General features: G+C 71.6%; 23 protein-coding genes and 1 pseudogene. 10 read left to right on the forward strand and 14 right to left on the reverse strand.

Annotated features, from left to right (window positions below; translation table 11 throughout):
* Position 1: 1 nt before the first annotated feature.
* On the forward strand, positions 2 to 892 hold the full coding sequence (locus tag ACYSUO_RS28550; protein WP_461779110.1) for an electron transfer flavoprotein subunit alpha/FixB family protein: 891 nt from the start codon (positions 2 to 4) through the stop codon (positions 890 to 892).
* 33 nt (positions 893 to 925) lie between these two features.
* Here the strand turns inward: ACYSUO_RS28550 and ACYSUO_RS28555 are convergent, their stop codons facing one another.
* Both ACYSUO_RS28555 and ACYSUO_RS28560 read right to left on the reverse strand, forming a co-directional pair.
* Positions 926 to 1,495, reverse strand: a complete 570-nt coding sequence (locus ACYSUO_RS28555; protein ID WP_461779111.1) for a hypothetical protein — start codon at positions 1,493 to 1,495, stop codon at positions 926 to 928.
* A 324-nt stretch (positions 1,496 to 1,819) separates the two neighbouring features.
* Positions 1,820 to 2,269, reverse strand: coding sequence for a cyclic nucleotide-binding domain-containing protein (locus tag ACYSUO_RS28560; protein WP_461779112.1), 450 nt, complete (start codon positions 2,267 to 2,269; stop codon positions 1,820 to 1,822).
* A gap of 224 nt (positions 2,270 to 2,493) precedes the next feature.
* Between ACYSUO_RS28560 and ACYSUO_RS28565 the strand changes: the two genes are divergently transcribed.
* The gene (locus ACYSUO_RS28565) at positions 2,494 to 3,618 is read left to right on the forward strand and encodes a D-alanyl-D-alanine carboxypeptidase family protein (RefSeq protein WP_461779113.1); all 1,125 of its coding nucleotides are present in this window, start codon (positions 2,494 to 2,496) and stop codon (positions 3,616 to 3,618) included.
* Positions 3,618 to 4,265: a class F sortase gene (locus ACYSUO_RS28570; RefSeq protein WP_461779114.1), complete on the forward strand. Its 648-nt coding sequence runs from the start codon at positions 3,618 to 3,620 to the stop codon at positions 4,263 to 4,265. The genes ACYSUO_RS28565 and ACYSUO_RS28570 overlap by 1 nt, the downstream gene beginning before the upstream one ends.
* A gap of 33 nt (positions 4,266 to 4,298) precedes the next feature.
* Here ACYSUO_RS28570 and ACYSUO_RS28575 read toward each other — a convergent pair.
* A pseudogene (locus ACYSUO_RS28575) lies at positions 4,299 to 4,382 on the reverse strand (transcriptional regulator); the annotation flags it as partial.
* A gap of 65 nt (positions 4,383 to 4,447) precedes the next feature.
* Here ACYSUO_RS28575 and ACYSUO_RS28580 point away from each other — a divergent pair.
* A complete protein-coding gene (locus ACYSUO_RS28580; protein WP_461779115.1) occupies positions 4,448 to 5,533 on the forward strand; it encodes a PLP-dependent aminotransferase family protein in 1,086 nt (361 codons plus the stop codon).
* Between the two features lie 120 nt (positions 5,534 to 5,653).
* Here the strand turns inward: ACYSUO_RS28580 and ACYSUO_RS28585 are convergent, their stop codons facing one another.
* Positions 5,654 to 6,985, reverse strand: coding sequence for a carboxypeptidase regulatory-like domain-containing protein (locus tag ACYSUO_RS28585; protein WP_461779116.1), 1,332 nt, complete (start codon positions 6,983 to 6,985; stop codon positions 5,654 to 5,656).
* A gap of 53 nt (positions 6,986 to 7,038) precedes the next feature.
* On the opposite strand from ACYSUO_RS28585, the gene ACYSUO_RS28590 reads away from it, so the two are divergent.
* A complete protein-coding gene (locus tag ACYSUO_RS28590; protein ID WP_461779117.1) occupies positions 7,039 to 7,593 on the forward strand; it encodes a TetR/AcrR family transcriptional regulator in 555 nt (184 codons plus the stop codon).
* A gap of 182 nt (positions 7,594 to 7,775) precedes the next feature.
* On the opposite strand, the gene ACYSUO_RS28595 is transcribed toward ACYSUO_RS28590, so the two are convergent.
* Positions 7,776 to 8,129: an ANTAR domain-containing protein gene (locus ACYSUO_RS28595; RefSeq protein ID WP_461779118.1), complete on the reverse strand. Its 354-nt coding sequence runs from the start codon at positions 8,127 to 8,129 to the stop codon at positions 7,776 to 7,778.
* A 161-nt stretch (positions 8,130 to 8,290) separates the two neighbouring features.
* Positions 8,291 to 9,748: an MFS transporter gene (locus ACYSUO_RS28600; protein WP_461779119.1), complete on the reverse strand. Its 1,458-nt coding sequence runs from the start codon at positions 9,746 to 9,748 to the stop codon at positions 8,291 to 8,293.
* 192 nt (positions 9,749 to 9,940) lie between these two features.
* Here ACYSUO_RS28600 and ACYSUO_RS28605 point away from each other — a divergent pair, with 192 nt between their 5' ends.
* Positions 9,941 to 10,393 carry a MarR family winged helix-turn-helix transcriptional regulator gene (locus ACYSUO_RS28605; protein ID WP_461779120.1) on the forward strand — a complete coding sequence of 151 codons (453 nt, stop codon included), beginning with the start codon at positions 9,941 to 9,943 and terminating at the stop codon, positions 10,391 to 10,393.
* 124 nt (positions 10,394 to 10,517) lie between these two features.
* Positions 10,518 to 11,420 carry an LLM class F420-dependent oxidoreductase gene (locus ACYSUO_RS28610; protein WP_461779121.1) on the forward strand — a complete coding sequence of 301 codons (903 nt, stop codon included), beginning with the start codon at positions 10,518 to 10,520 and terminating at the stop codon, positions 11,418 to 11,420.
* Between the two features lie 960 nt (positions 11,421 to 12,380).
* Here the strand turns inward: ACYSUO_RS28610 and mftF are convergent.
* From mftF to mftA, 6 genes are read right to left on the reverse strand one after another with little or no spacing between them, the layout of a single operon-like run.
* On the reverse strand, positions 12,381 to 13,907 hold the full coding sequence (mftF, locus tag ACYSUO_RS28615) for a mycofactocin biosynthesis glycosyltransferase MftF (protein WP_461779122.1): 1,527 nt from the start codon (positions 13,905 to 13,907) through the stop codon (positions 12,381 to 12,383).
* 5 nt (positions 13,908 to 13,912) lie between these two features.
* A complete protein-coding gene (gene mftE, locus ACYSUO_RS28620; RefSeq protein ID WP_461779123.1) occupies positions 13,913 to 14,644 on the reverse strand; it encodes a mycofactocin biosynthesis peptidyl-dipeptidase MftE in 732 nt (243 codons plus the stop codon).
* Positions 14,637 to 15,821 carry a pre-mycofactocin synthase MftD gene (gene mftD, locus ACYSUO_RS28625; protein ID WP_461779124.1) on the reverse strand — a complete coding sequence of 395 codons (1,185 nt, stop codon included), beginning with the start codon at positions 15,819 to 15,821 and terminating at the stop codon, positions 14,637 to 14,639. Before mftD ends, mftE begins: the two co-directional genes overlap by 8 nt.
* 34 nt (positions 15,822 to 15,855) lie before the next feature.
* A complete protein-coding gene (mftC, locus tag ACYSUO_RS28630) occupies positions 15,856 to 17,070 on the reverse strand; it encodes a mycofactocin radical SAM maturase (RefSeq protein WP_461779125.1) in 1,215 nt (404 codons plus the stop codon).
* Positions 17,067 to 17,420, reverse strand: a complete 354-nt coding sequence (gene mftB / locus ACYSUO_RS28635) for a mycofactocin biosynthesis chaperone MftB (RefSeq protein ID WP_461779126.1) — start codon at positions 17,418 to 17,420, stop codon at positions 17,067 to 17,069. The genes mftC and mftB overlap by 4 nt, the downstream gene beginning before the upstream one ends.
* Positions 17,405 to 17,548 (reverse strand): mycofactocin precursor MftA, encoded by a 144-nt coding sequence (gene mftA, locus ACYSUO_RS28640; protein WP_461779127.1) that lies wholly within the window; start codon positions 17,546 to 17,548, stop codon positions 17,405 to 17,407. The genes mftB and mftA overlap by 16 nt, the downstream gene beginning before the upstream one ends.
* Before the next feature lie 142 nt (positions 17,549 to 17,690).
* Between mftA and mftG the strand changes: the two genes are divergently transcribed.
* A complete protein-coding gene (mftG, locus tag ACYSUO_RS28645) occupies positions 17,691 to 19,235 on the forward strand; it encodes a mycofactocin dehydrogenase MftG (RefSeq protein ID WP_461779128.1) in 1,545 nt (514 codons plus the stop codon).
* 17 nt (positions 19,236 to 19,252) lie between these two features.
* On the opposite strand, the gene mftR is transcribed toward mftG, so the two are convergent.
* Positions 19,253 to 19,876, reverse strand: a complete 624-nt coding sequence (mftR, locus tag ACYSUO_RS28650) for a mycofactocin system transcriptional regulator (protein ID WP_461779129.1) — start codon at positions 19,874 to 19,876, stop codon at positions 19,253 to 19,255.
* Positions 19,877 to 19,986: 110 nt separating this feature from the next.
* Positions 19,987 to 20,295 (reverse strand): hypothetical protein, encoded by a 309-nt coding sequence (locus tag ACYSUO_RS28655; RefSeq protein WP_426906325.1) that lies wholly within the window; start codon positions 20,293 to 20,295, stop codon positions 19,987 to 19,989.
* A gap of 504 nt (positions 20,296 to 20,799) precedes the next feature.
* Between ACYSUO_RS28655 and ACYSUO_RS28660 the strand changes: the two genes are divergently transcribed.
* Complete coding sequence (locus ACYSUO_RS28660; protein ID WP_461779130.1) at positions 20,800 to 21,714, forward strand: hypothetical protein; 915 nt, start codon at positions 20,800 to 20,802, stop codon at positions 21,712 to 21,714.
* 3 nt (positions 21,715 to 21,717) lie between these two features.
* On the forward strand, positions 21,718 to 22,068 hold the full coding sequence (locus ACYSUO_RS28665) for a hypothetical protein (RefSeq protein ID WP_461779131.1): 351 nt from the start codon (positions 21,718 to 21,720) through the stop codon (positions 22,066 to 22,068).
* Positions 22,069 to 22,125 lie beyond the last annotated feature (57 nt).

Genomic DNA, 22,125 nt, shown 5'->3' on the forward strand with positions numbered 1-22,125 from the left:
CCTGGCCCGCCGCATCGGCGACCCGGTCGCCGTCGCCCTCGGCAACGGCGCTGCCGACACGCAGGCCGCGCTCGCCGAGCACGGCGCCGTCAAGGTCCTCACCCACGAGGCCGCCGAGTACGCCGACTACCTGGTGGTGCCGAAGGTGGACGCGCTGCAGGCCGCCTACGAGCAGGTGTCCCCGGCCGCGGTGCTGGTGCCGTCCTCCGCGGAGGGCAAGGAGATCGCCGCCCGTCTCGCGCTGCGGATCGGGTCCGGCATCATCACCGACGCCGTCGACCTGGAGGCCGGCGACGGCGCCCCCATCGCCACCCAGTCGGTGTTCGCCGCCTCCTACACCACCAAGTCCACGGTCTCGAAGGGCACGCCGGTCATCACCGTCAAGCCCAACTCGGCCGCCGTGGAGGCGGCCCCGGCCGCCGGCGCCGTCGAGGCCCTGACGGTGTCGTTCTCCGACGCCGCGACCGGCACGAAGGTGACCTCGCGCACCCCGCGTGAGTCGACCGGGCGTCCGGACCTGACGGAGGCCGCGATCGTGGTCTCCGGTGGCCGTGGTGTCAACGGTGCCGAGAACTTCTCGGTCATCGAGGCGCTCGCCGACTCCCTCGGCGCGGCCGTCGGCGCCTCCCGCGCCGCGGTGGACGCGGGCTGGTACCCGCACTCCAACCAGGTCGGCCAGACCGGCAAGAGTGTCTCCCCGCAGCTGTACATCGCCTCCGGCATCTCCGGTGCGATCCAGCACCGCGCGGGCATGCAGACCTCGAAGACGATCGTCGCGATCAACAAGGACGCCGAGGCGCCGATCTTCGACCTCGTCGACTACGGCGTCGTCGGCGATCTCTTCGACGTCGTCCCGGCCCTGACCGAAGAGGTCAAGACCCGCAAGGGTTAAGGGAGTTCGAGACCGCCGCCGCGCCCGGGAGCTTCAGGCCTCCTGGGCGCGGCGGCGTGCGTAGTGCCCGGCCGCGACCAGCGCGCCGGTGATGAGGACCCCGCCCAGGGCGAGTTGCGCGACGCTCAGCGTGCCCAGCGAGCCGCCGTCCCCGGCATTGACCCCGCCCAGTTCGGTGCCGCCCCGCCCCGACACGGTGAGCGTCTGCCGCACCTCGGTGCCGCTCTCACAGATCACGGTGATGGGGAAGGTGCCGGACCTGGCGCCCGTCGGCACCTTGAACTGGCCCGTGACCGAGCCCTCCTGGGTCGCCGTCTGCAAGGGGAACTCACCCGCCCCGAGACTGTCGGCGTCCCCCGTCGCGGTCAGGTCCTCGCCGCAAGCGCTCGTGCTCGCCGTGACGCTCGCTCCCGGCCCCGGGTCGGCGGGCACGAGCTCCAGCGTGCCCGCCGTGTCGGCCACCGGTGGGCTCTCGGTCCATGACGTGTCGGTGTCCCACGCCGGATCGCTGTCATCGGCCCAGGCCGCGGGGCACATCAGGGCCCCGAAGGAGAGTGTGGCCGCGGCGACGGCGGCGGTCGGCCAGGACGCGGTGCGGCCCATGCGGATCCTCTCGGCGGGCCCGGCGGCCGGACCACGGATGTGCGGGTACTCCGCACCCGATCCCACCGCGTGGACGCGCCCACCGCCTGTCGAGACGTCGAGTCGGGTGACGCGGACGCCTCTTTCGAACCCACGGGACGCACCTGGACGCACCTCGATACGCCTAGGGCCTGTCGTTTGGATCAGGCCGGATCAGGGAGCGGGGTCTGGTGCGTGCGATCGCAAGGCGGAGCGGGAGTCGACGCGGAGCGTCGTCGACCGACGACAACGCCGCGAGCGTGCGGGCCGGGCCCCGCGAGCCCGGCCTGATCCAAACGACAGGCCCTAGATGTGCCCGTGTATCCGATGCGCCTCGACCAGCTTGACCCGCGCCGACTCCAGCCGGTGCGCCATCACCTCGGCCACCCCATGGAGCACCGCCACGCCGAGCCTCGGTTCCTGCTCGCACAGCGTGCGTACGGACGCGCCGTCGAACTCGTAGGCCCGCACCGGACTGAACGCCTCCGCGCCGAAGTCCCACTCGTAGGGCTCGAAGAGCCAGGACCAGCCCAGCAGGTCACCGGGGCCGAGCGGGTCGATGGGCAGCAGGGCGCGGTCGGAGACGCGGACGTCGAGGGTGACCATCCCGGTCCGGATGATCCAGAACCGGTCCGCCCGGTCCCCCTCTTCGAAGATCCGCGTGTCCTGGGCGAACGAGACCTCTTTGGCCAGGGGCATCAACCGGTCCCGGTCCGCGTGCGAGAGCCGGTTCAGGAGTCGTGTCTGGGCCGTCATGGCGGCCACCTCCACCGTCGTGTCATTCCAGCGTACGTACGTCACGTTCGTGGCCCGCCCGGCTCGGCGGGGAGGATCACGGCCGCCCCGAGCGGAGCGGCCGTCACTCGAACAGCCTATTTCCGGGTGATATCGAGCGCACCTCGAGCGGGCGTCCCCCTTGTGCGGAGGCCGTATGGCGTACGTGGAGCGCGGGCGCGGGACGCCGGTTCTACGTTTCCGGCATGGCGTCCTTCCTCCGCTTTCGCCCTGCCTTCGGCAGGGCCGTTGTTTCGTGTGGCGTGTGCGCGGCGGTGTCCGCGGGCACGGCCGGCCCCGCCGGTGCCGATCCGCTGGTGCCGGACCCGCCCGCGCCGCCGTCCGTCTCCGCGCTGTCGTGGGAGGTCATGGACGCCCGCACCGGGGATGTTCTCGCCTCGAAGGCGCCGCACCGCAGGCTGCCGCCCGCGAGCACGCTCAAGACCCTCTTCGCCCTGACCGTGCTGCCGAAGCTGCGCCAGGACGAGGTGCACCGGGCCACGTACGGGGATCTGTCCGACGTGTCCGAGGGCAGCAGCCTCGTCGGGGTCGACGAAGGCCACCGGTACACGGTCGCCGACCTGTGGCGCGGCGTGTTCCTCAGCTCCGGCAACGACGCCGTGCACACGCTCGCCCACATGAACGGCGGCGTCTCCCGCACCGTCGCGCAGATGCAGGCGACCGCCCGCCGGATCGGCGCCCGCGACACCCAGGTCCGCTCCCCCGACGGCTACGACACCCGCGGCCAGTTCTCCTCGGCGCACGATCTCGCGCTGATCGCCAGGGAGGGCCTCAAGAACCATGACTTCCGGCGCTACATGGCCACGAAGTGGGCACGCTTCCCTGCGGCCGGCGGCCCGAAGGCGTTCGGCATCGAGAACACCAACCGGCTCCTCGTGGGCTCGCACGGAGTGGCGCCGTATCCGGGCCTGATCGGCGTCAAGAACGGCTACACGTCCAAGGCCGGCTGCACCCTGGTCACCGCCGCGACCCACAACGGGCGCACGGTCCTGGTGACCGTCATGAACCCGCAGGACGGGGACTTCAACGCGGTCTACGAGGAGAGCCGCGCGCTGCTCGACTGGGGCGCGCAGGCGGCGCCCCTGCACGCACGGCAAGCGGCGGCTTCCCGGCCCCTCTCGGCTCCGCGGCAGTTGGCCGTGGCCGCCCCGGCGCCCGCGCCCGCCACGGGGGCCGAGCAGCCCGACGACACCTCGGGCGGGCTCGGCCGGCACCTCGGCACGGCGGCCGGGTTGCTCGCCCTGGCGTTCGTGCCCGTGCTCATCGGCAGGCGGCTGCGCCGTCGACGGCACGCGGTCGGGAGCCGCTGATGCCGGCGATAGCCGAGGCCCCGCCCGTGGGGCGGCGTCGCCGCCCCACGTGGTCCTTCCTCGCGGCCACGCTGCTTGCCGGAGTCCTGCTCGTGCACCACGGGATCTCCGGTGACGGGCCGCCGCAGCCCGAACCGGGCGCCGCGAAGCTCGGCACCCACACGCCGCCCGCCGACCCGCTGCCCGCCGCCGCTCCGCAGCGCATCCGCATCCCCGAGATCGGTGTGAACGCGCCGCTGACGCGCGTCGGCCGGGACGCGGAGGGCTGGCTGGACGCGCCGCCGCCGGACAAGGCGAATCTGGCGGGCTGGTTCCCGGGGGCGGTCACGCCCGGCGAGCGTGGCACGGCGGTGATCGACGGGCACGTCGACAACGCCGAGGGCCGCGCCGTCTTCTACGGGCTCGGCGCGCTCAAGAAGGGCGAGCACATCGAGATCGACCGCGCCGACGGGAAGACGGCTGTCTTCGAGATCCACGGCATCGACGTCGTCGACAAGAAGCACTTCCCGTCCCGCCGGGTCTACGGCGGGACGGGCCTGCCCGAACTCCGCGTCATCACCTGCGGCGGCACGTACAGCAAGAGCACCGGGTACGCGGGGAACGTCGTCCTCTACGGCCTGCTCACCTCGGTCCGCGACCGTACGTGACGCAGTGACCTGCTCACGCAGTAGCGCCCGCTGGTCGTGCGGCGCCTCTCCGGTCACCCGGTGGTCCGCGTGGCTGAGCACCTCCGCCACCAGGCGCCGCAGGTGCCCGTCGGCGAGGCGGCAGCAGTACGGCGCCGAGCCGGTCGCCGGGCGCGCGACACGGACCAGGCACCATGCTGCTCATGGGACTTCACGAGCAGCCGGGGATTCACGAACAGCGGGAGCTTCATGAGCAGCAAGGGATTCACGAGCGTTACGGGCTGACGCGGTTGATCAACGCCCGGGGGCCGTTCACGCCGGCCGGTGTCTCGCGCAGTGACGAACGGGTCGGGCGCGCGGTCGCGGACGCGCTGTCCGGCTTCTTCGTCATGGAGGAGCTGCACGAACTCGCCGACCGCACCCTCGCGCGCGCCACGGGCGCGGAGGCCGGAACGGTCGTGCACTGCACGTCGTCGGCGATCACGCTGTCGGTCGCGGCCGCGATGACGGGTGAATCGGCGGACCGGATCGCCGCGCTGCCGGACACCGGCGGGCTGCCCGCGCGCGTGGTGCTGCCCGCGGGGCACGCGGTCGACTACGGGCACCCGCTGGTTCAGGACATCCGTCTCGCGGGCGGGACACCCGTCCTGTCGGGATCCGATTCCGCGTGCACGCCGGAGGAGTTGGAGAAGGACCTCGCCCATCCCGGCACGGCATGTCTCGTACTGGTGTCGTCGCGGCTCACGCGCGGGGCGCGCATTCCTCTCGCCGACGCCGTCGCGGCGGCGCACCGGCGCGGGGTCCCCGCGATCATCGACGGGGCCGCGCAGGACTTCCGGATCGGTGAACTCCTGGGCACCGGGGCCGATCTCGTCCTCGTCAGCGGTCAGAAGTACCTGGGCGGCCCGACCGCCGGTCTGGTGCTCGGCCGCGCCGGGGCCGTCCGGGCGGTGCGGGCGCAGGGCAGGGGAATCGGCCGGGCGATGAAGGCGAGCAAGGAGTCGATCGTGGGCACGCTCGCCGCGCTGGAGGCACGGCAGGAGCTGGACGTGTCCGCGTGGGAGCGGCGCCAGGAGGACAAGGTCGCACGCTTCGCCGCCCGCGCGGGCACGCTGCCGGGCCTCACCGCCCACCCCGTCCCCGACCCGACCGGCCTGCCGTTCCCGCGCGCGGCGCTGCGGGTCGACGCGACACGGCCGGGCTCGACGCGCCGGCCCTCGCGGACGCGCTCAAGGCCGGGGACCCGCAGATCTGGCTCTACACGGACCGCCAGGACGAGGGCGAGCTGACCCTGGAACTCGTACCGCTGTCGGACGAGGAGGTCGACGTGGTGCTGAGCACTCTCACCGAGATCGTTGCCGGAGGAACCGGAGAGACCGGAGAAGCGGGAGGAGCCGGAGCGGCCGGCCTCACCGACTGACCAGTGCACCCTCCCGTGCCCGCAGCGTGAAGTCCGCCGTGGCCGGGGCCCCTTGGCGTACGAGGATGCGCTGCGCCTCGGGGTGTCTGCCGGGGGCCGACGCCACCAGGCTGAGGTGGTCCTCGGGCAGGCCCGCCACCGCGTAGCGGCCCCGGTCGTCGGTGAACGTGGAGACCAACTGGCGTCCGCGGCCGTCGAGTACGACGACGGCGGCGCCCCGCAGCGGCTCGTGAGCGGCGTCGCCGACCACGCCGGTCAGCGTGGGGACCGGTTCGCCGAAGTGGTGGCGCTGGGCGGGGAGTGCGGTGGGCACGGGGGTTTCGGCGGCGGGATCGTCGACCGGGGCGGCCTCGTCCCCTGCCGCGCGTCGGTGTCGCGCGTGGTCGAGGGCGAGCAGGGCCAGGCCCGCCACGATCCAGCCGCACAGGACGAGCAGCGGTTTGAGGACCCCGGCCCCGTCGAAGTAGAGCACTCCGCGCAGCGCGTCGACGGCGTTGGCGAGCGGCATCACGGCGTGCACGCCCTGGAAGAACCCCGGCAGCAGCGGGGCGGGCACCGCTCCCCCGCTGGTCGGGATCGACATCACGATGAACAGCGTCATGCCGACCGCGGGCAGGAACTGCCGGGTGAACGGCGCGAGCCCGGAGGCGACCGTGGCGACCGCCGTACTGAGGAGGAAGGCGACGCCGAGGACGGCCGGGTGGGCGTCGAAGTAGCCGAGCCCGACGCCCGCCCCGTATCCGACGAGGCTGAACACGGCGGCGACGGCGGCGATGGCCAGGAGCTTGCGGCGCCGGTCGAGGGCGACGGCGCGCAGCAGGGTCGTGGCGAGGATGTACGCGGGGATGTTCCAGGCGATGGCGAAGTACAGCACCGTCGAGCCGAGCAGGTCCTTCTGCGCGGTGGGCGCGACGTCGCGGACCGTCGGGGCGCCGCCCGTGAGTCCGCTGAACGCGCCGGTGAGCGTCTGTTCCAGGGAGGCGCCGTTGCCCTTGGCGACGTAGAGGACGGGACGGTCCCCGGTGACGTATCCGGCGTAGGCGTCGCGGTCGAGGACCGCCTGGCGTGCCTCGCGTGCGGTGTCGACGGGGGTCACGTCGAAGCCGTCGGGGTACCGCGCGCGCAGCTCGCCCTCGACCCGGTCCGCCGAGCCCGCCACCACCACCTCGACGTGGTGCGGCTTCGGCGCGTGCAGGGCCGGGGCGAAGAAGCAGAGGATGCCGAGGAAGAGGACGGCGGGGAACCAGGCCGCCTCGGCGAAGGCCTTGAGCGCGACGGCCCGCGGTCGCTCGTACTTGTACCGATCGGAACAGGAATCCATGATGGATGGACGATACATGTACCTTCCGGTACGTTCAAAGGGTGGCCCGAACCGTGAACACCGAGAAACGAGCCGAGCTGCTCGGCCAGGTGGTGGAGTACGTGCAGCGGCACGGCCTCGCGCACCTGTCGCTCGCCCCGCTCGCCGTGGAGATCGGCACCACGAAGCGGATGCTGCTCTACTACTTCGGCAGCCGTGAGCAGCTCATCGCGCGCACCCTCGCCGCGAGCCGGCCCGACGCCCACGCGCTGTTCGACCCGGTCGAGGACGTCGAGGCGCTGCGCGGCTCGGCCCGCGCCCTGTGGCAGGCGATCACGGTGGGCGAGCAGGCCGGGCCGATCCGGATGCTGCTCCAGCTGCTGAGCCTGGCGGCGACCGATCCCGAGCAGTACAACGAGCTCGCCCGCGAGACCGTGGCGTTCATGGTCGACCCGATCGCGGACGCGTACGCCCGCCTCGGCCACCCGGAGCCGGCGGCGCGCGAGCGCGCGACGCTGCTCGTGTCCGGGCTGCGCGGACTGTGCCAGGACCGGCTGGTGACGGGCGATGCGGCCCGTACGGACGCGGCGGCCCGACGCCTCATCGAGGCGGCGCTGTCACCCGCGTGACGGAATCCGGTGACCGACCGGTCCGTCCCGCGTGAAGATTCCGGGCACATTTGCGTTAGTGAGCGGGTCTGCGTGTTACTCCGAGGGGCAGAGCGGTCATTCGTGGCCGTGGCGGGTTCGGCAGTGAGCCCGCACCCGCTTCTCGGCCGGAGCCTTCCGGCGCGGGCCGGGGAGTGGGGCTTTCAGCCCGGTTCCGTCGCCACCGGATCCGCCGTCTCCCGGCGCCCGGCGAGCTGCCGCTCCAGCTCGGCGCGGGTGACCGGGTCGAGTTCTTGGGTGCGCGGCCAGGCGATCAGCCGGCGGGCGACCAGCCGGAGCCCGGTGTTGGTGCGCATGGAGATCTCGCGCAGCACGTCCCACGCCTCCGCGGGCCCGATCCCGCCCACCGCGATCACCACCCCGATGGCCTGGTCGACCTCGGCGTGCGAGGTCACGGCCTCCTTCAACTGCTCGACCTGCTCCTCGAGTTCGGCGGACGCGGACCGCTCTGCCCTCTCGCTGGCAGCGTTCGCTGCGCGTCGGCGAGCCGGGAGCATCACGGTGCACCTCCAAGTGCCTTGCCTGGCAAGGGAATCCGAGTGTCGTTGTACCACTCCTGCCCGGCCCCTCGCACCGCAACCGTCCCGTCGCGTATGCGTGGGGCAGATGCCCGGGACGGGCCTCTGTACGGGCCGCCCCCCCTGACTCACGGACTGCCTCAGGTGCGTGCCGGGGCCTGGTCCCCCTCGGTCGGCTGCGCTTCGGCGGACTCGTCCGCACCTGCCTTGCGCAGCGCCGGGATGAGCGTCGCGACGGCGGCGGAGACCAGGGCGACCCCACAGCCGATCATCAGTCCGGTGCGGAATCCGTCCTCGGAGGCGAACGTGTAGCCACCCATGGAGATGGTCATCTGCGCGAGGACCACACCGATCACGGCCGAGCCGATGGTCGTACCGAGCGAGCGCATCAGGGTGTTGAAGCCGTTGGCCGCGGCCGTCTCGGAGAGCGGCACCGAGCCCATGATGAGCGCGGGCATCGCGCCGTAGGCGAGGGCGACACCACTGTTGATCACGACGCCGGCGATCATGATGCCCCAGGCCGTCCCCATGAGCGGCAGTGCGACCCCGTACCCGACGGCGATCACGAGCGCGCCGCTGATGAGCGCGGACTTCGGGCCGCGCGCGTTGATCAGCTTTCCGCCGAGCGGCGAGATGAGCATCATCATGACGCCGCCGGGCGCCATCCACAGACCGGCCGCCAGCATCGACTGGCCCAGGCCGAACCCGGTGGCCTCGGGGAACTGCAGGACCTGCGGCGCGATCAGCATGAACGAGTACATGCCGACACCGATGAGGATCGAGGCGGCGTTGGTGAACAGCACGCGCGGGCGGGCGGTGGTCCGCAGGTCGACCAGCGGGTCACGCGTACGCAACTCGTAGAAGCCCCATACGAGAAGTGCCACGGCGGCGACACCGAAGAGCCCCAACGTGGTGCCCGAGGACCAGCCCCAGTCGGCGCCCTTGGAAATCGCGAGCAGCAGCGAGACAAGACCGATGGCCAGGCCGATCGCCCCAGGAGCGTCGAAGCGCTGCCCCTTGGCGGCCGCCGGGACGTCCGGCACGATCAGAAAGATCATGGCGCCGATGATCGCGGCGAGCACGGCGGCGCCCCAGAACAGCACGCGCCAGTTCGCGTACTGCGCGACCGCGGCGGCGATCGGCAGTCCTATCGCGCCGCCGATCCCCATCGAGGCGCTGACCAGGGCGATGGAACCGCTGAGCTTCTCGGTGGGCACGACATCCCGCAGCAGGGCGATGCCGAGCGGCACCATGCCCATCCCCATCCCCTGCAGCCCGCGCCCGACGATCATCGGCACGACGGACGACGAGAGGGCGCACACCACCGAGCCGATGACCAGCGGCACGGCGCAGACGAGCATCATGCGGCGCTTGCCGATCAGGTCACCGAGGCGGCCGGAGACGGGCACGCACACGCCCGAGACGAGCAGGGTGACCGTGATCACCCAGGCCGCGTTCGAGGCGGACGTGTCCAGGATCCGGGGCAGTTCGGCGATGAGCGGGGTCACCAACGTCTGCATGATCGCGGCGACGGTTCCGGCGAGCGCGAGGGTGGCGACGACGGCGCCCGCCCGGCTGCTCGACTGGGGCGCATCCATGAAGGACTCCTCAATCTCTTCAAACTCTTCAGCATGTGCAACGATGTGCATCGTACACACGATATGCATCGCACATACTCCATGCATGACACACATACGTAACGGCGCGGCGCACGAGCGGGGAAGGACTGCGGACGGCGCGCATGGCCGACGACGCCCTGCGATACGGTCGACCTGGGAGGAAGCACGTACATGGACAAGCCATCGCACCTGGTCGAGTTCGAGCACATGGTGCTCGGCCGGCATCAGCTCGGCAGCGAGAAGCGGCGCCGCGAGGCCGAACGCATGGAGCGCAGCGCCTACATCCTGCTGAGCCGGATCCGGGTCCAGGGCCCGATGTCGATCGGGCAGCTCAGCGAGGCGCTGCTGCTCGACGCGTCCACGCTCAACCGGCAGACGGCAAGCGCGATGCGGGCCGGCCTCCTGGAGCGGATCCCCGATCCCGACGGCGGCATGGCACGCAAGTTCCGGCTCACCGAAGAGGGCGAGCGGCGGCTCGACCACGAGCGCGCGACCCACATCCAGGAACTGGACAAGGTCTTCGAGGACTGGTCGGCCGACGACGTGGAGACCTTCGCCCACTACCTGCAGCGCTTCAACACCAGCATCGAACGGCTCAGCGGTCAGCCCTGGCCGCGCTCCTGAACCACCGCAGGAGAGTCGTCGTGGCTCTTGCGTTCTTCGGCGCGCATCGGTACGCCCCTGCACAGGCCCCGCCAACGGGGTTCGTACGGACGGCAGTTCCGCACAGGACCGGAGGATGCGTGACATGCGATTCCTGTTTCACTACCCGGAGGCGCACGGGCCGGACGCCGACATGCTGGACGCCGGTCCGCTGACGGAAGTGGCCCGCGCTGCCGAACAGTTCGGCTTCTCCGGGCTCTCCTTCAGCGAGCACCCCGCCCCCGGGGCGCGGTGGCTGAACCACGGCGGGCACCAGACGCTCGACCCCTTTGTGGCGCTCTCCCACGCGGCAGCGGTCACCAGCCGCCTGCGCCTCCTCACCTATCTGGCGGTCGCCCCGTACCGCAATCCACTGCTGCTGGCCAAGCAGGCGGCCACGCTCGACCGGCTCTCCGGCGGGCGGCTGATCCTGGGCCTCGGCGCCGGCTACCTGAAGGGCGAGTTCCACGCTCTGGGCGTCGACTTCGAGGAGCGCAACGCACTGTTCGACGAGGTGCTCGACGTGCTGCCGCTGCACTGGAGCGGCGAGCCGTTCAGCTACGCGGGCCGGCACTTCGATGTCCGTGACGTGCAGGCCCTGCCCCGGCCGGCGCAGCGGCCCATCCCCCTGTGGATCGGCGGCAATTCACGGTTGAGCCGGCGCCGGGTCGCGGAGCGGGCGCAGGGCTGGATGCCGATGTCCGGCGGCGCCGAACTGAGCACCACCGCCCGCACCCCGACGCTGGGCCCGCTGCCCGAACTGGCGGGCGCGATAGCGGAGGTGCGCGACGCGAGGGCCGCGGCCGGGCGCGGGGACGACGTCGACGTACTGCACTCGTACCGCGATGACGCCCTCGCGGATCCAACCCTGGACGCGGACCGGCACCGGGAGTCGTTCGCCGCGCTGGAGAAGGCCGGGGTGACATGGACGGCCGTTTCATGTCCCAACCAGTCGGCAGCGGCGACGCTGGAGTTCCTGGAGGCGTTCGGGAGGACGTACGCGGGTTGATGACCGGGCATCGGGAACCCCACGCGTCACCTGTGACGTCTTGATCGCCACAAGCACGCGACCGCGATACCGCACGGAGGCAGGGCCCGACCATGGAAAACGACGTCAGGCCCTACCGGGGCACGCTGTACCGCTTCACCCTCTGGGTGTCGCTGGCCACCGCCGTGCTCGGGTTCGCGATCCTCGCCGGCGCCTTCGCCGCGACCTGGGACGGTTTCGAACACGTCCGGGAGTACGCGGACCGCAACATAGCCAACGAGGACTCCTACTACGCGTACGCGGACGAGAACATGGACCCCATGCGGGCCGTCGGCGCCGTGGCTGCGCCGGTGTTCCTCCTGCTGGCGCTGCTCGTCGTCTCCGTGCTCCACAGCGCGTACGCGGTCGGCGGTTCCCATGCCCGACGCGACGGCGGGCCGCTGTCCGTCGGCGAGTTGTGGCGGCGCACCCGTCCACGCCTGTTCGCCGCCGTCGTGACCAACTTCTTGACCGGCATCTTCGTGGCCGTCGTGGTGTGGGCGGGCTTGTTCCTGTTCATCCTGGTCGACTCGCACGAGGTGCCCGGCGTCGAACCCACGCCCATAGGTGAGACCGCGTCCTGGCAGTACTCGCTGGTGGGTTGGGTGCTGCCGATCGTGATCTGGTCCCTCGGCCCGCTGCTCTGGTTCCGGCTGTCCGGTGCCACGGCCGAGACGGTGCTGGAGCGCCGCAACCCGTTCGTGGCGGTGTACCGCTCCTGGGTGCTGACCCGTCGCGCCCGTCGGCGCACGTTCGGCCTGGGCCTGGTGTGCTGTGCGGCGGCCGTGCTCGCCTTCGTCGTGGTCCTGTACGCGGCCGGTCCCCTGAACCACTACGCCGGGCTCGGCATGCTGTGGCTCAACGACGACAACGTGTGGATGACCGGCGTACTGATGATCATCTTCCCCACGGCGGTGGCCCTGCTCCTGCTGCCGCCGCTGGTCATGCCGCTGGTGTGCGACGGGGTCGCGCGTCTCCACGGGGACATGCGCGCTCGTGAGGAAGAGGAAGCGGGGAACGGGGACGTGCGGCGGCCCGCACGATCCGAGGGCGCAACGCTGCCGTAGAGCGGCCCTTGAGCGCCGACAGCCATACGCCGGAGCCGTACGCGAGATCGTCGAGGCGGCGGGCCACGGTGTAGCGGACGGGGTCGAGCCGGGTGCGCTCCGGGCCACCGCGTCCAAGGGTTTCCAGGGCGACGTCCGTGACCGCCGCGAGGGCCGTCGCCCGGCGTAGGCGGCGCGAGACGAGGCAGCCCACGGCGGTCAGCGGCCACCAGTGGCGGGTGAGCAGCGCCGTGCCCTGGGTGAGCGACGCGAGCGAGCCGAGGGCCGTGAGGCGGGCCGCGTGCGGCAGCGGGTGCGCGATGCCCGTCAGCTTCTGGGCGTTGCGGACGGTGGCGACGGCCGCGAGTCCGCCCGCCACCGGCAGCGACCAGCGGCGCTGCGCGAGCAGGGCGACGAGCAGGGCGGCGCTCCACGGCGCGAGGATCGCGGGGGCGATGTTGTCCGGGTGGCGGCGGGCCAGAGGGTGCGCGCCGGTGCCGTAGACGGCCTTGCGGTGGAACCAGTCGGCGAGTTCCACCCGGTGCTCGTGGGCGGCCTGCACGGCGGGCTCGTAGCGGATGCGTCCGCCGCCCGCGGTCAGCCGCCAGCACAGGTCGACGTCCTCCCCCACGCGCATCCCGGCGTCGAAGCCGTCGGCCTTGGTGAGCGCGTCGGTGCGGGCGAGCATGCAGGCGCTGGGCACCCAGGAGACGGGGGTGCCGGTGCGCACGGCGGCCGGGTGGCGGCCCAGGTCGAGGGAGGAGCGGGTGCTCTCGTAGCGGCCCAGCCAGCGTTCGGCGTCGGGGCCCGGCAGTGCGGTGATCCGGGGCACGGCGAGTACGACGGCCGGGTCGGCGAAGTGGCGCAGCAGGACGTCCACCGTGTCTGTGGCGAGGACGATGTCCGAGTCGATGAAGACCACGTAGGGCGTGGTGACTTCGCGCAGTCCCGCGTTCCGGGCGCCGGCCGGGCCGAGGTTGTCGGCGAGTGTGAGCACGCGCGCGTGGTGGCGCCCGGCTGCTGCGGCGACGGGGGCCGGTTCGTGGGAGGCGTCGTCGACGACGATGACCGGGGCGTCGGGCGTGGTGGCACGGATGCTCGCGAGCGCGCGGTCCAGCTGGTCGGGGCGGTCGCGTACCGGGATGACGTACGTGACCGTGCCGTTCGGGTCGTTCGGGGTGTTCGGTGGCAGTTCGGTGACCAGCGGGTGGGCGAGGCCGGTGGCGAGCAGCCGGTCGGCGAGGAGCGCGCCCGCCCGGTCGCGTACACGCAGGGTGCGCCCGGTCAGCAGTTCACGGGCGCGTGGTGTCAGCCGCAGCAGCCGTGTCGGGTGGCCGCCCAGCAGCGCGCGCCCGCCGTCGAGGACGCGGGTGTGCCGGTCGAGCCCGATGACGTAGCCGTGCGGGAGGGGCATGCGGCTCATGCGGCTCATGCGGCTCCTTGCGGTACGGCGGTCACGAGCCGGCCTCGTGGGTCGGCGCGGCCCGAGGTGACGAGGCGGACGGCGTGGGACACCATCGCCTCGACCAGCGCGCGCCCTTCCTCGGCGGTGGCGCCGGTCGGGTCGCCGAGGACGCCGTTCGGGGAGACGCCGCGTACGCCGTGGGCCATGAGGTGGGGCAGGAGTTCGGGCAGCGGGCGGGTGTCGCCGGGGGTCGCCTCCGAGAGCCGTACGTCGGCCGGGGCGAGGTGCAGCATGACGGAGGTCTCGGTGCGGCCCGCGTGGGCGTCGCCGCCGGGTGGGACGCAGCCGAGCCATGCGACGTCGTGGCCTTCGTACCGGAGTTGGGTGCATGCGCCGTCGAGGGCGGCGACGTTGCCGCCGTGGCCGTTGACGAGGACGACTCGGCCCGCCCACAGGGACAGGGACCGTACCGTCTCGACGAGGACCGTGTGCAGCGCCTCGTGACCGATGGAGAGGGTGCCGGGAAATCCGGCGTGCTCACCGCTCGCACCGTACGCAAGGGTGGGCGCCAAGACGACGTCTTCGTACGGGAGTTGGTGTGCCACACTCCGCGCCACGGCTTCGGCGATCGTGCTGTCCGTGTGGAACGGCAGGTGCGGGCCGTGCTGTTCGGTGGAGCCGACGGGGACCAGGACCAGGGCGCCCTTCGGCAACGTGAGCCAGGTCGCGCGCGCCAGCTCCACCGGTTCAGGCACGCGGGACCCCGATGGTGCGGGTGAAGCCGTCCGGGATCACCAGGTCGTCCGGGCCCAGTTCGTCGACGGAGGCGTGCCCGAGGCCGAGGACCGCGGAGTCGAGGCCGCCGCGCAGGATGTCCAGGACGTTCTCCACGCCCGCCTGCCCGTTCGCCGCCAGGCCCCACAGGTAGGCGCGACCGATGAGGACGGCTCGGGCGCCGAGCGCGAGGGCCTTGGCGACATCGCCGCCGCGCCGCACACCACCGTCGAGGAGTACCTCGATGTCGGCGCCGACCGCTTCGGCGATGGACGGCAGGAGGCGGATGGTGGCGGGCGTGGTGTCGAGGTTGTTGCCGCCGTGGTTGGAGACCGAGATGGCGGTGACGCCGGCGTCGACGGCCCGCTTGGCGTCGTCGACCCTGCTGACACCCTTGAGCAGGAACGGGCCTCCCCACTCCTTGCGCATCCACTCCACGTCGTCCCAGGTGGGCGGGGCCGTCTGCATCCACTCGCCGTAGGCGCCGAAGAAGGTCGGGGCCTGCCCGCCGGGAGCCTGGAGGTTGGGGGTGGTCAGGTCGGGGATCCGGCGGGACCTGGCGAAGGCGAGGAGCCAGCGCGGGTGCGGCAGCACGTCGGGGGCGAACTTCACGGCCGTGCGCAGGTCGATGCGTTCCGGGATCGGCGGGCTGCCCCAGTCCCGGCCGTTGGAGAACGACCAGTCCAGGGTGGCGATGAGCGCCTTCGCGCCGGCCGCCCGGGCGCGCTCCATACGCTGCGTCATGGAGTCGCGGCTGCCCATCCAGTACATCTGGTAGAAGGTGTTCGGATTGGCCTCGGCGACCTCCTCCACGGACCGACTCGCGAACGAGCTGAGACCCATGATCACGCCCCGGTTGGCGGCGGCCCGGGCCACGGCCACCTCGCCGTCGGGGTGGACGGCCTGCACACCGGTCGGCGAGATCAGCACGGGGAACGCGGACTCGACGCCGAGGACGGTCGTCGTCAGGTTCCGATCGGCGTGATGGCCCACTACCCTTGGGGCGAAGCCGAGTTCGGCGAACGCGCCGATGTTGTCGTTGATGGTGCGGCCGCGTTCCGAGCCGGCGACCAGGGCTCCGTAGACGCTGCTCGGCAGGTACTTCTTCGCGCGCCGCTGGGCCTCGGCGACCGTTTCGAACCATGGGTTTCTTGCCATGGGGCGGATTGCTCCTCGTCGGGTGATCGCGTCGTCAGGTGGCGGACGGGCTGAGTCCTGCTACGGGGTTCTCGTCGCAGTCCGACACGGGCGGCCTGCGCATGAGCGGCACGACGACGGGGCCGGTGCGGTGGGAGTGGTCTCCGGACGGCTTCGGGATGGCGGCACCACCCCGCTCGCGCTCCGCGAGGAGTTGCTCCCCGTACCCCTGGACGCACTCCGGGTCGGGGCCGTCCAGCGGCAGGCCGGTGAAGAACTTCGCGGCCATGCAGCCGCCCTTGCAGGTGTCGTAGAACGTGCAGGAGGCGCAGGCCCCGCCCTGTTGGGGCTCGCGCAGCCGGAGGAACAGGTCCGACTCCCGCCACACACCGGCGAAGCCGCCCGCCTCGCGCACACTTCCCGCGAGGAACTCGTCGTGGATGGCGAACGGGCAGGCGTACACGTCCCCGATGGGGTCGATGAGACAGACGACGCGGCCCGCTCCGCACAGGTTCAGGCCCGGCAGTGCCTCACCGTAGGCGGACAGATGGAAGAAAGAGTCGCCGGTGAGGACCTCGCCGTCGTGCGCCACCAGCCAGTCGTACAGCTGGCGTTGCTGGGCGGGGAGCGGGTGCAGTTCGTCCCATACGTCGGCGCCGCGTCCGGAGGGGCGAAGGCGGGTGAGGCGGAGTTGGGCGCCGTACTGGTCGGCGAGCGCCTTGAAGTCGTCCATCTGCGGGATGTTGTGGCGGGTGCAGACGACGGAGAGCTTGAAGTTCTTCATGCCCGCGTCGGACAGATTGCGCATCGCGCGCAGGGCCGTGTCGTACGAACCCGCCCCGCGTACCGCGTCGTTGACGTCGGCCGTGGCTCCGTCGAGGGAGATCTGTACGTCGATGTAGTCGTTGGCGGCGAGGCGCCGGGCGACCTCCGGGGTGATGCGCACGCCGTTGGTGGAGAACTTGACGCCGACGTGGTGGGCGGTGGCGTAGTCGAGCAGCTCGAAGAAGTCCGGGCGCACGGTCGGCTCGCCGCCGCCGATGTTGACGTAGAAGACCTGCATGGCCTCCAGCTCGTCGATGACGGCCTTGGCCTCGGCGGTGGACAGCTCGCGCGGGTCGCGGCGGCCCGAGCTGGACAGGCAGTGGGCGCAGGACAGATTGCAGGCGTAGGTGAGTTCCCAGGTGAGGCAGATCGGCGCGTCGAGGCCGTACTCGAACAGGTCCACCAGTCGTTCACCGGGCTTGGCCGCCACGGGAGTTGAGGTCACGGGGTCGGGCTCCTTTCGACCAGCATCGACGAGCGGGCCAGGACGGCGAGGGCACGCGCGTACCGGACGCTGTCCGCGTCGCCGGCGCCGGCGCTCACGCAGGCGGCGCGTGCGGTGGGCGAGGTCGCGAGCGCCTGGACGACAGCGAGGAGGCCCCGGTCCTTGAGGAAGGACAGTTTGCGTGTGCCGAAGTGGTACAGCAGCGCGCCGAAGGGTTCGGGCCTGACCGACACCTGGGGGTGCAGGTCCCAGGCGCGGTCCAGGTCGAACGTGGAGGGGGCGATCGCGGAGGCGGAGGCCGGGGCGGGAGCCGAGTCGGGGGCGGCGGGCACGATCAGTACACGCCGCACATGCCGTCGATCGAGACCTCTTCGACCAGGTCGTCGGCCTCGATGAGGGGTTCGTCGGTCGCAGCGGCGGAGGCGGTGGAGGCGGCGGACGCCTCGGGGGCAGCAGTGGCTTCGAGCTGCTCGTTCATGCGGAACTCCCTGATACCGGTGGGTGGTTGAGGGTGTGCGCGAACGGGTTCGAGAGTATTGGCATGCGATGCCAAAAGAAAGGGTGCGGGCGCCGCCGAGGGTCTTGCGCGCCGGTGTCCCGGCGGGATTGGATCCGGCCCCATGGTTCCGATATCGCCTGCCCGCCCCGACGTGCTGGTCGTCGGTGCCGGTGGTTCGGGTGCCGTGCTGGCGGCGCGGCTCAGCGAGGACGCCGACCGGAACGTGCTGCTGGTGGAGGCCGGTTCGGTGTCCGCGGCCTTCGATCCGGCTCTGCTCGACGCACGCCTCGTACCCGGCGCCCTGCCGGACCACCCCGCCACCCGCTCCCATGCCGTACGGCTCGCTCCGCAGCAGCCGTGGTCCGTGCCGCGCGGGCGGGTGCTGGGCGGCTCCACGACGATCAACGGCGGGTACTTCGTCCGGGCCCGGCGCGCGGACTTCGACCGGTGGGCCGGGGCCGGGAACCCCGCCTGGGCGTACGAACGGGTGCTGCCGTTGCTGCGCGCCCTGGAGGACGATCTCGACTTCGGCCGCAGTGAGGTGCACGGGGACAGTGGGCCGATGCCCGTCACGCGCGGACAGCTGACCCACCCCGCCGCCGTGGCCTTCCGCGAGGCCGCCCGGGTACTGGGATTCGCCGCCGAGCCCGACAAGAACGACCAGGGCCCACCCGGCTTCGGCCCCGTACCGTCGAACTCCGTCGACGGCGCGCGGTGGAACACCGGGCTCGCCTACCTGCCGGCGCCGGTCCTGGCGCGACCCAACCTCACTGTGGTGGGCGACTGTTCGGTACGGCGGGTGGTGGTCCAGCGCGGGCGCGCCACGGGGGTCGTGATCGAGCGTGACGGGGCGCGGGAAACGCTCGACGCCGGGTGCGTGGTGCTGTGCGCGGGTGCGCTCGTCACGCCCCACCTGCTCCTGCTCTCCGGGATCGGCCCGCGCACGGATCTCGAACGGGCCGGGGTACCCGTCGTCCGCGACGTGCCCGCGGTCGGTGCCCGCCTCTCCGACCATCCGCAACTGGTCCTGGACTGGCAGCCACGGGACGACCTCGACCCGCCTACCACCAGCTGGCTCGGGGGCTGTCTGCACCTCAACTACCCCGGCGGGTCACTGGGTTGCCCCGGAGACATCGAGATCCTCCAGTCACTGGTCCCGATGGCCGGGCTCGTCGGCGGGACCGCCCGGGTGCCGGGCGCTCCGCACTCGTTCCTCACCTCCGTCCAAACGCCGCGCCCCACCGGCCGACTCCGGCTGCTCTCCGCCGATCCGGAGGTACCGCCCGCCGTCGACTACGACTATCTGCGCGACGGCGAGGTCCTGCGCCGCCTGCGCACGGCCGTCCGCGTCACGGCCGAGCTGCTGGACACCGCGGCCTTCACCAAGGCCTCCATCGGCGGTCTGCTCGCTCCCGGGCCCGACGTCCTCGCCGACGACCGCGCGCTGAACGCATGGATCCGCGACCACCTCGGCACGGCCCAACACACCTGCGGCACCGTCCCGATGGGCCCCGCCGTCGACCAGTTCGGGCGTGTGCACGGGATACGCGGGCTGCGGGTCGCGGACACGTCCATGCTGCCGGACACACCGCACCGTGGCCCGGCCGCGACCGCCGTACTGATCGGCGAGGTGATCGCCGACGCGATGCGGCGCGAGCTGCCCTGAGGCGCCGAGCACACGGTTCAAGCCCCGCCGAGCCCGTCCTCCAGGCGTCGGATCGCCGTGTCGAGCAGCTCGCTCAACTCCGCCTCCGGCACCGCGAGCCAGTGCTCGTAGGCCGTGACCGCCGCGGCCAGGAGCGTGTGACCGAAGAGCCGAGGGATCGCGTCGGAAGCGGCGAGGCCGAGGCGCCGGGCCGCGAAGTCCGTCACGATGGCGCGCCACGACCTGTACCGCAGGGTGGCGTCGGCCTGGAGGGTGGGCACGGTCAGGATCAGCTGCATGCGCTGCCGGTGCCAGGGCACGACGGTGGCGTCGAACCGGTTGAAGTCGACGACGGCCGCGCGCAGCGCCGTCATGATCGGGACATTCGGGCCGGTGGCATTCAACAGCTCGCGGAACCCGGCCAGTTGCTGCTCGAAGTCGCCCCACACCAGGTCGTTCTTCGACGCGAAGTAGCGGAAGAAGGTCCGCCGCGCGATGCCCGCCGCGCCCGCGATGTCATCGACGGTCGTCGCGTCGAAGCCCTGCCGGGCGAAGAGTTCGAAGCCGATCCGTTCGAGGTCGGGCCGGGTCGTGGCACGCGGGCGGCCGCCCCTGGGCGCACGGACGACCGGTTCGGCCGTGCTGCTCGTCGGCGACTCCACATCCGCTCCTTCGTCCGGGGCAACAAGATACTGCCGCCCCTGGACGTAGGAGGGCGTGGAGTACGTCGTCGTCGAGTACGAATGAGCCGCCGCCACTCCCCCGACGGCCGTCAGACCGCCATGCCGTACACGATGGTGAAGACGGTGCCGAGCGAGCCGATGATGAACACCCCGGTGAGCCCGGCGATGATCAGGCCCTTGCCCTGTTCGGCGCTGAACGTGTCGCGCAGCGCGGTCGCACCGATGCGCTGCTTCGCGGCGCCCCAGATCGCGACGCCGAGGCAGAGCAGGATCGCGACGGCCATGACGACCTGGATCATCGTCTTCGCCTCGGTGCCCAGGGCACCGAACGGGCCCCAGTCAGGGGCGATGCCCCCGATGATCGTGGTGATGTCGCCCTTTTCCGCGGCGAGCAGCATGTCGAGTCCTCCGTGGGGGTGCTTACGGTCGCCCACCCGCCGGTGGGCACGGCCTGCTCCCCATGGTGTCCTCCATGGTGCGTTTTCGGGGCCGGTTCCACGCTACGGCGCCAAGCCGATCGGATGCGGTCCCCCGGACCGGGATCGCGCCGGCGATCCCGAACCAGAGGACGGGCTCCGATCACGGTCCAGCGGGTCCGCAGGCACATGCCGACGCCTCGCCACCCGGTCCAGTGGAATGCTCTTCTTCTGGATATCCGGCCGCGATAGGGAACATGGCGTATTGATCCGCTGCAAGTGCCGTAGCTGTTGGCCGAATGACCCCGGCAGTTCTTTGGTCGGCGTTGACGCTTGATGTGGCGCGAGATATACCCCTAGTAATTCGCACCAGAACAGCACAATGATCGGCTTCCCGCCGAGCCTTGGAGCCGACGGGAAACCGACACAGGCAGGTGTAATTGCCCTGCAACCAGTGCCGCGAAAAAAGCAACGGGGGACGGATACATGCTGCGCATCACCGCCGACATATTCTCGGGCCGACCCAATCCGGTGGCCGACGTCACCGACGAGAACGAAGTGCAGGCGCTGCTCCGCGAGGTGGACGGCAACAGGAACCTGTTCACCAGTGAACCGCCCGCCACGGGCGACCTCGGAGTCCGGGGATTCTCGATCGAACCGCTCAACGACGAGATCGGAAGCGACTTCGGCGCCGAACCGAGGCTGTATCTGCCCGTCGGCCCGCAGGCTCGCGGTGGCCGTGCGGCCGAGATCGGCGAGCGACTCGTGACGTTGATGGAGCGTGGCCAGGCCGCCGCCTCCCGCGAACCCGCACAGCCGCTGGACCAGACCCTGCGCGACTACCTGATCCCGCAGCTGTCGTCCGCCACCCGGCTCAGCGTCATGGACGGCGCCTCGACCACGGAGGCGGAGCCCACGCCGGAAGAGACAACTCCGGCAGCCACCTGCACCATCGAGCTCGGAGCGTTCAACCCGGGATTCTGGAACAACGACTCCACCGTCCGACTCAGCAACAATTGCTACAACTACGCGAGCAACTGGCGTACCAATACGTTCGCCCAGCCGGGCCGTGGTTGCGGCAGCATGTACAAAGCCATCACCACTGCCGAAATGATCCGTGCGTCCCTGTGCGACGGAATGCACCACCGGTTCAACTGCTTCCCGGACTCCGAAAAGCCGCGCTACCTGGTCGCGTTGGTCATCGCTCCCGGCGTCGACTTCCACTGGTACCGCAAGCAGAAGGAAGGGTTCTGGGGACACAAGCCCGGAGGCACCGCCGCCAAGAACACGGACAACAGCAACAACGTCATCTACAACCCGGAGACCGCCAACCGTGGCCCGTACACGGTATTCTGCGGCTACTTCTACGGCTGCAATTCGCAACGCCAGAGGATCAGGTAGCGGGTGGACGTCGAGATCGATCTCTACAGCGGGCGGCGTAATCCGGTGTTCGGTCTCGCCCCGGAAGCCGGGGACGCGCTGGTGGCCCGGATCGCCGCCCTGCCACCGGCGCCTCCCGGTGCCGCGCCGCTCGAGGGCCTCGGCTACCGGGGACTGCGCATCACCGGCGACCCGGCGGCCGACTTCACCGAGATCGTGGTGTCCGGTGGAGTGGTCGTCGTCCGGGACCGCAGCGGCACACAGCGGCTGCTCCACGACGAGGGGCGCTCGGTGGAACGCTCGCTGGCCGACCTCGCCGCCACCCGGGTCCCTCCCGCCGACATGGCGCTGCTGCGCCGCGGGTTGAACGGCTGACCGGCGCGGCGGCGCCAGGACCACACCACCCGGACCACGCCCTCCGGGTCCACTGCA

The sequence above is a fragment of the Streptomyces sp. UC4497 genome (assembly GCF_054871485.1).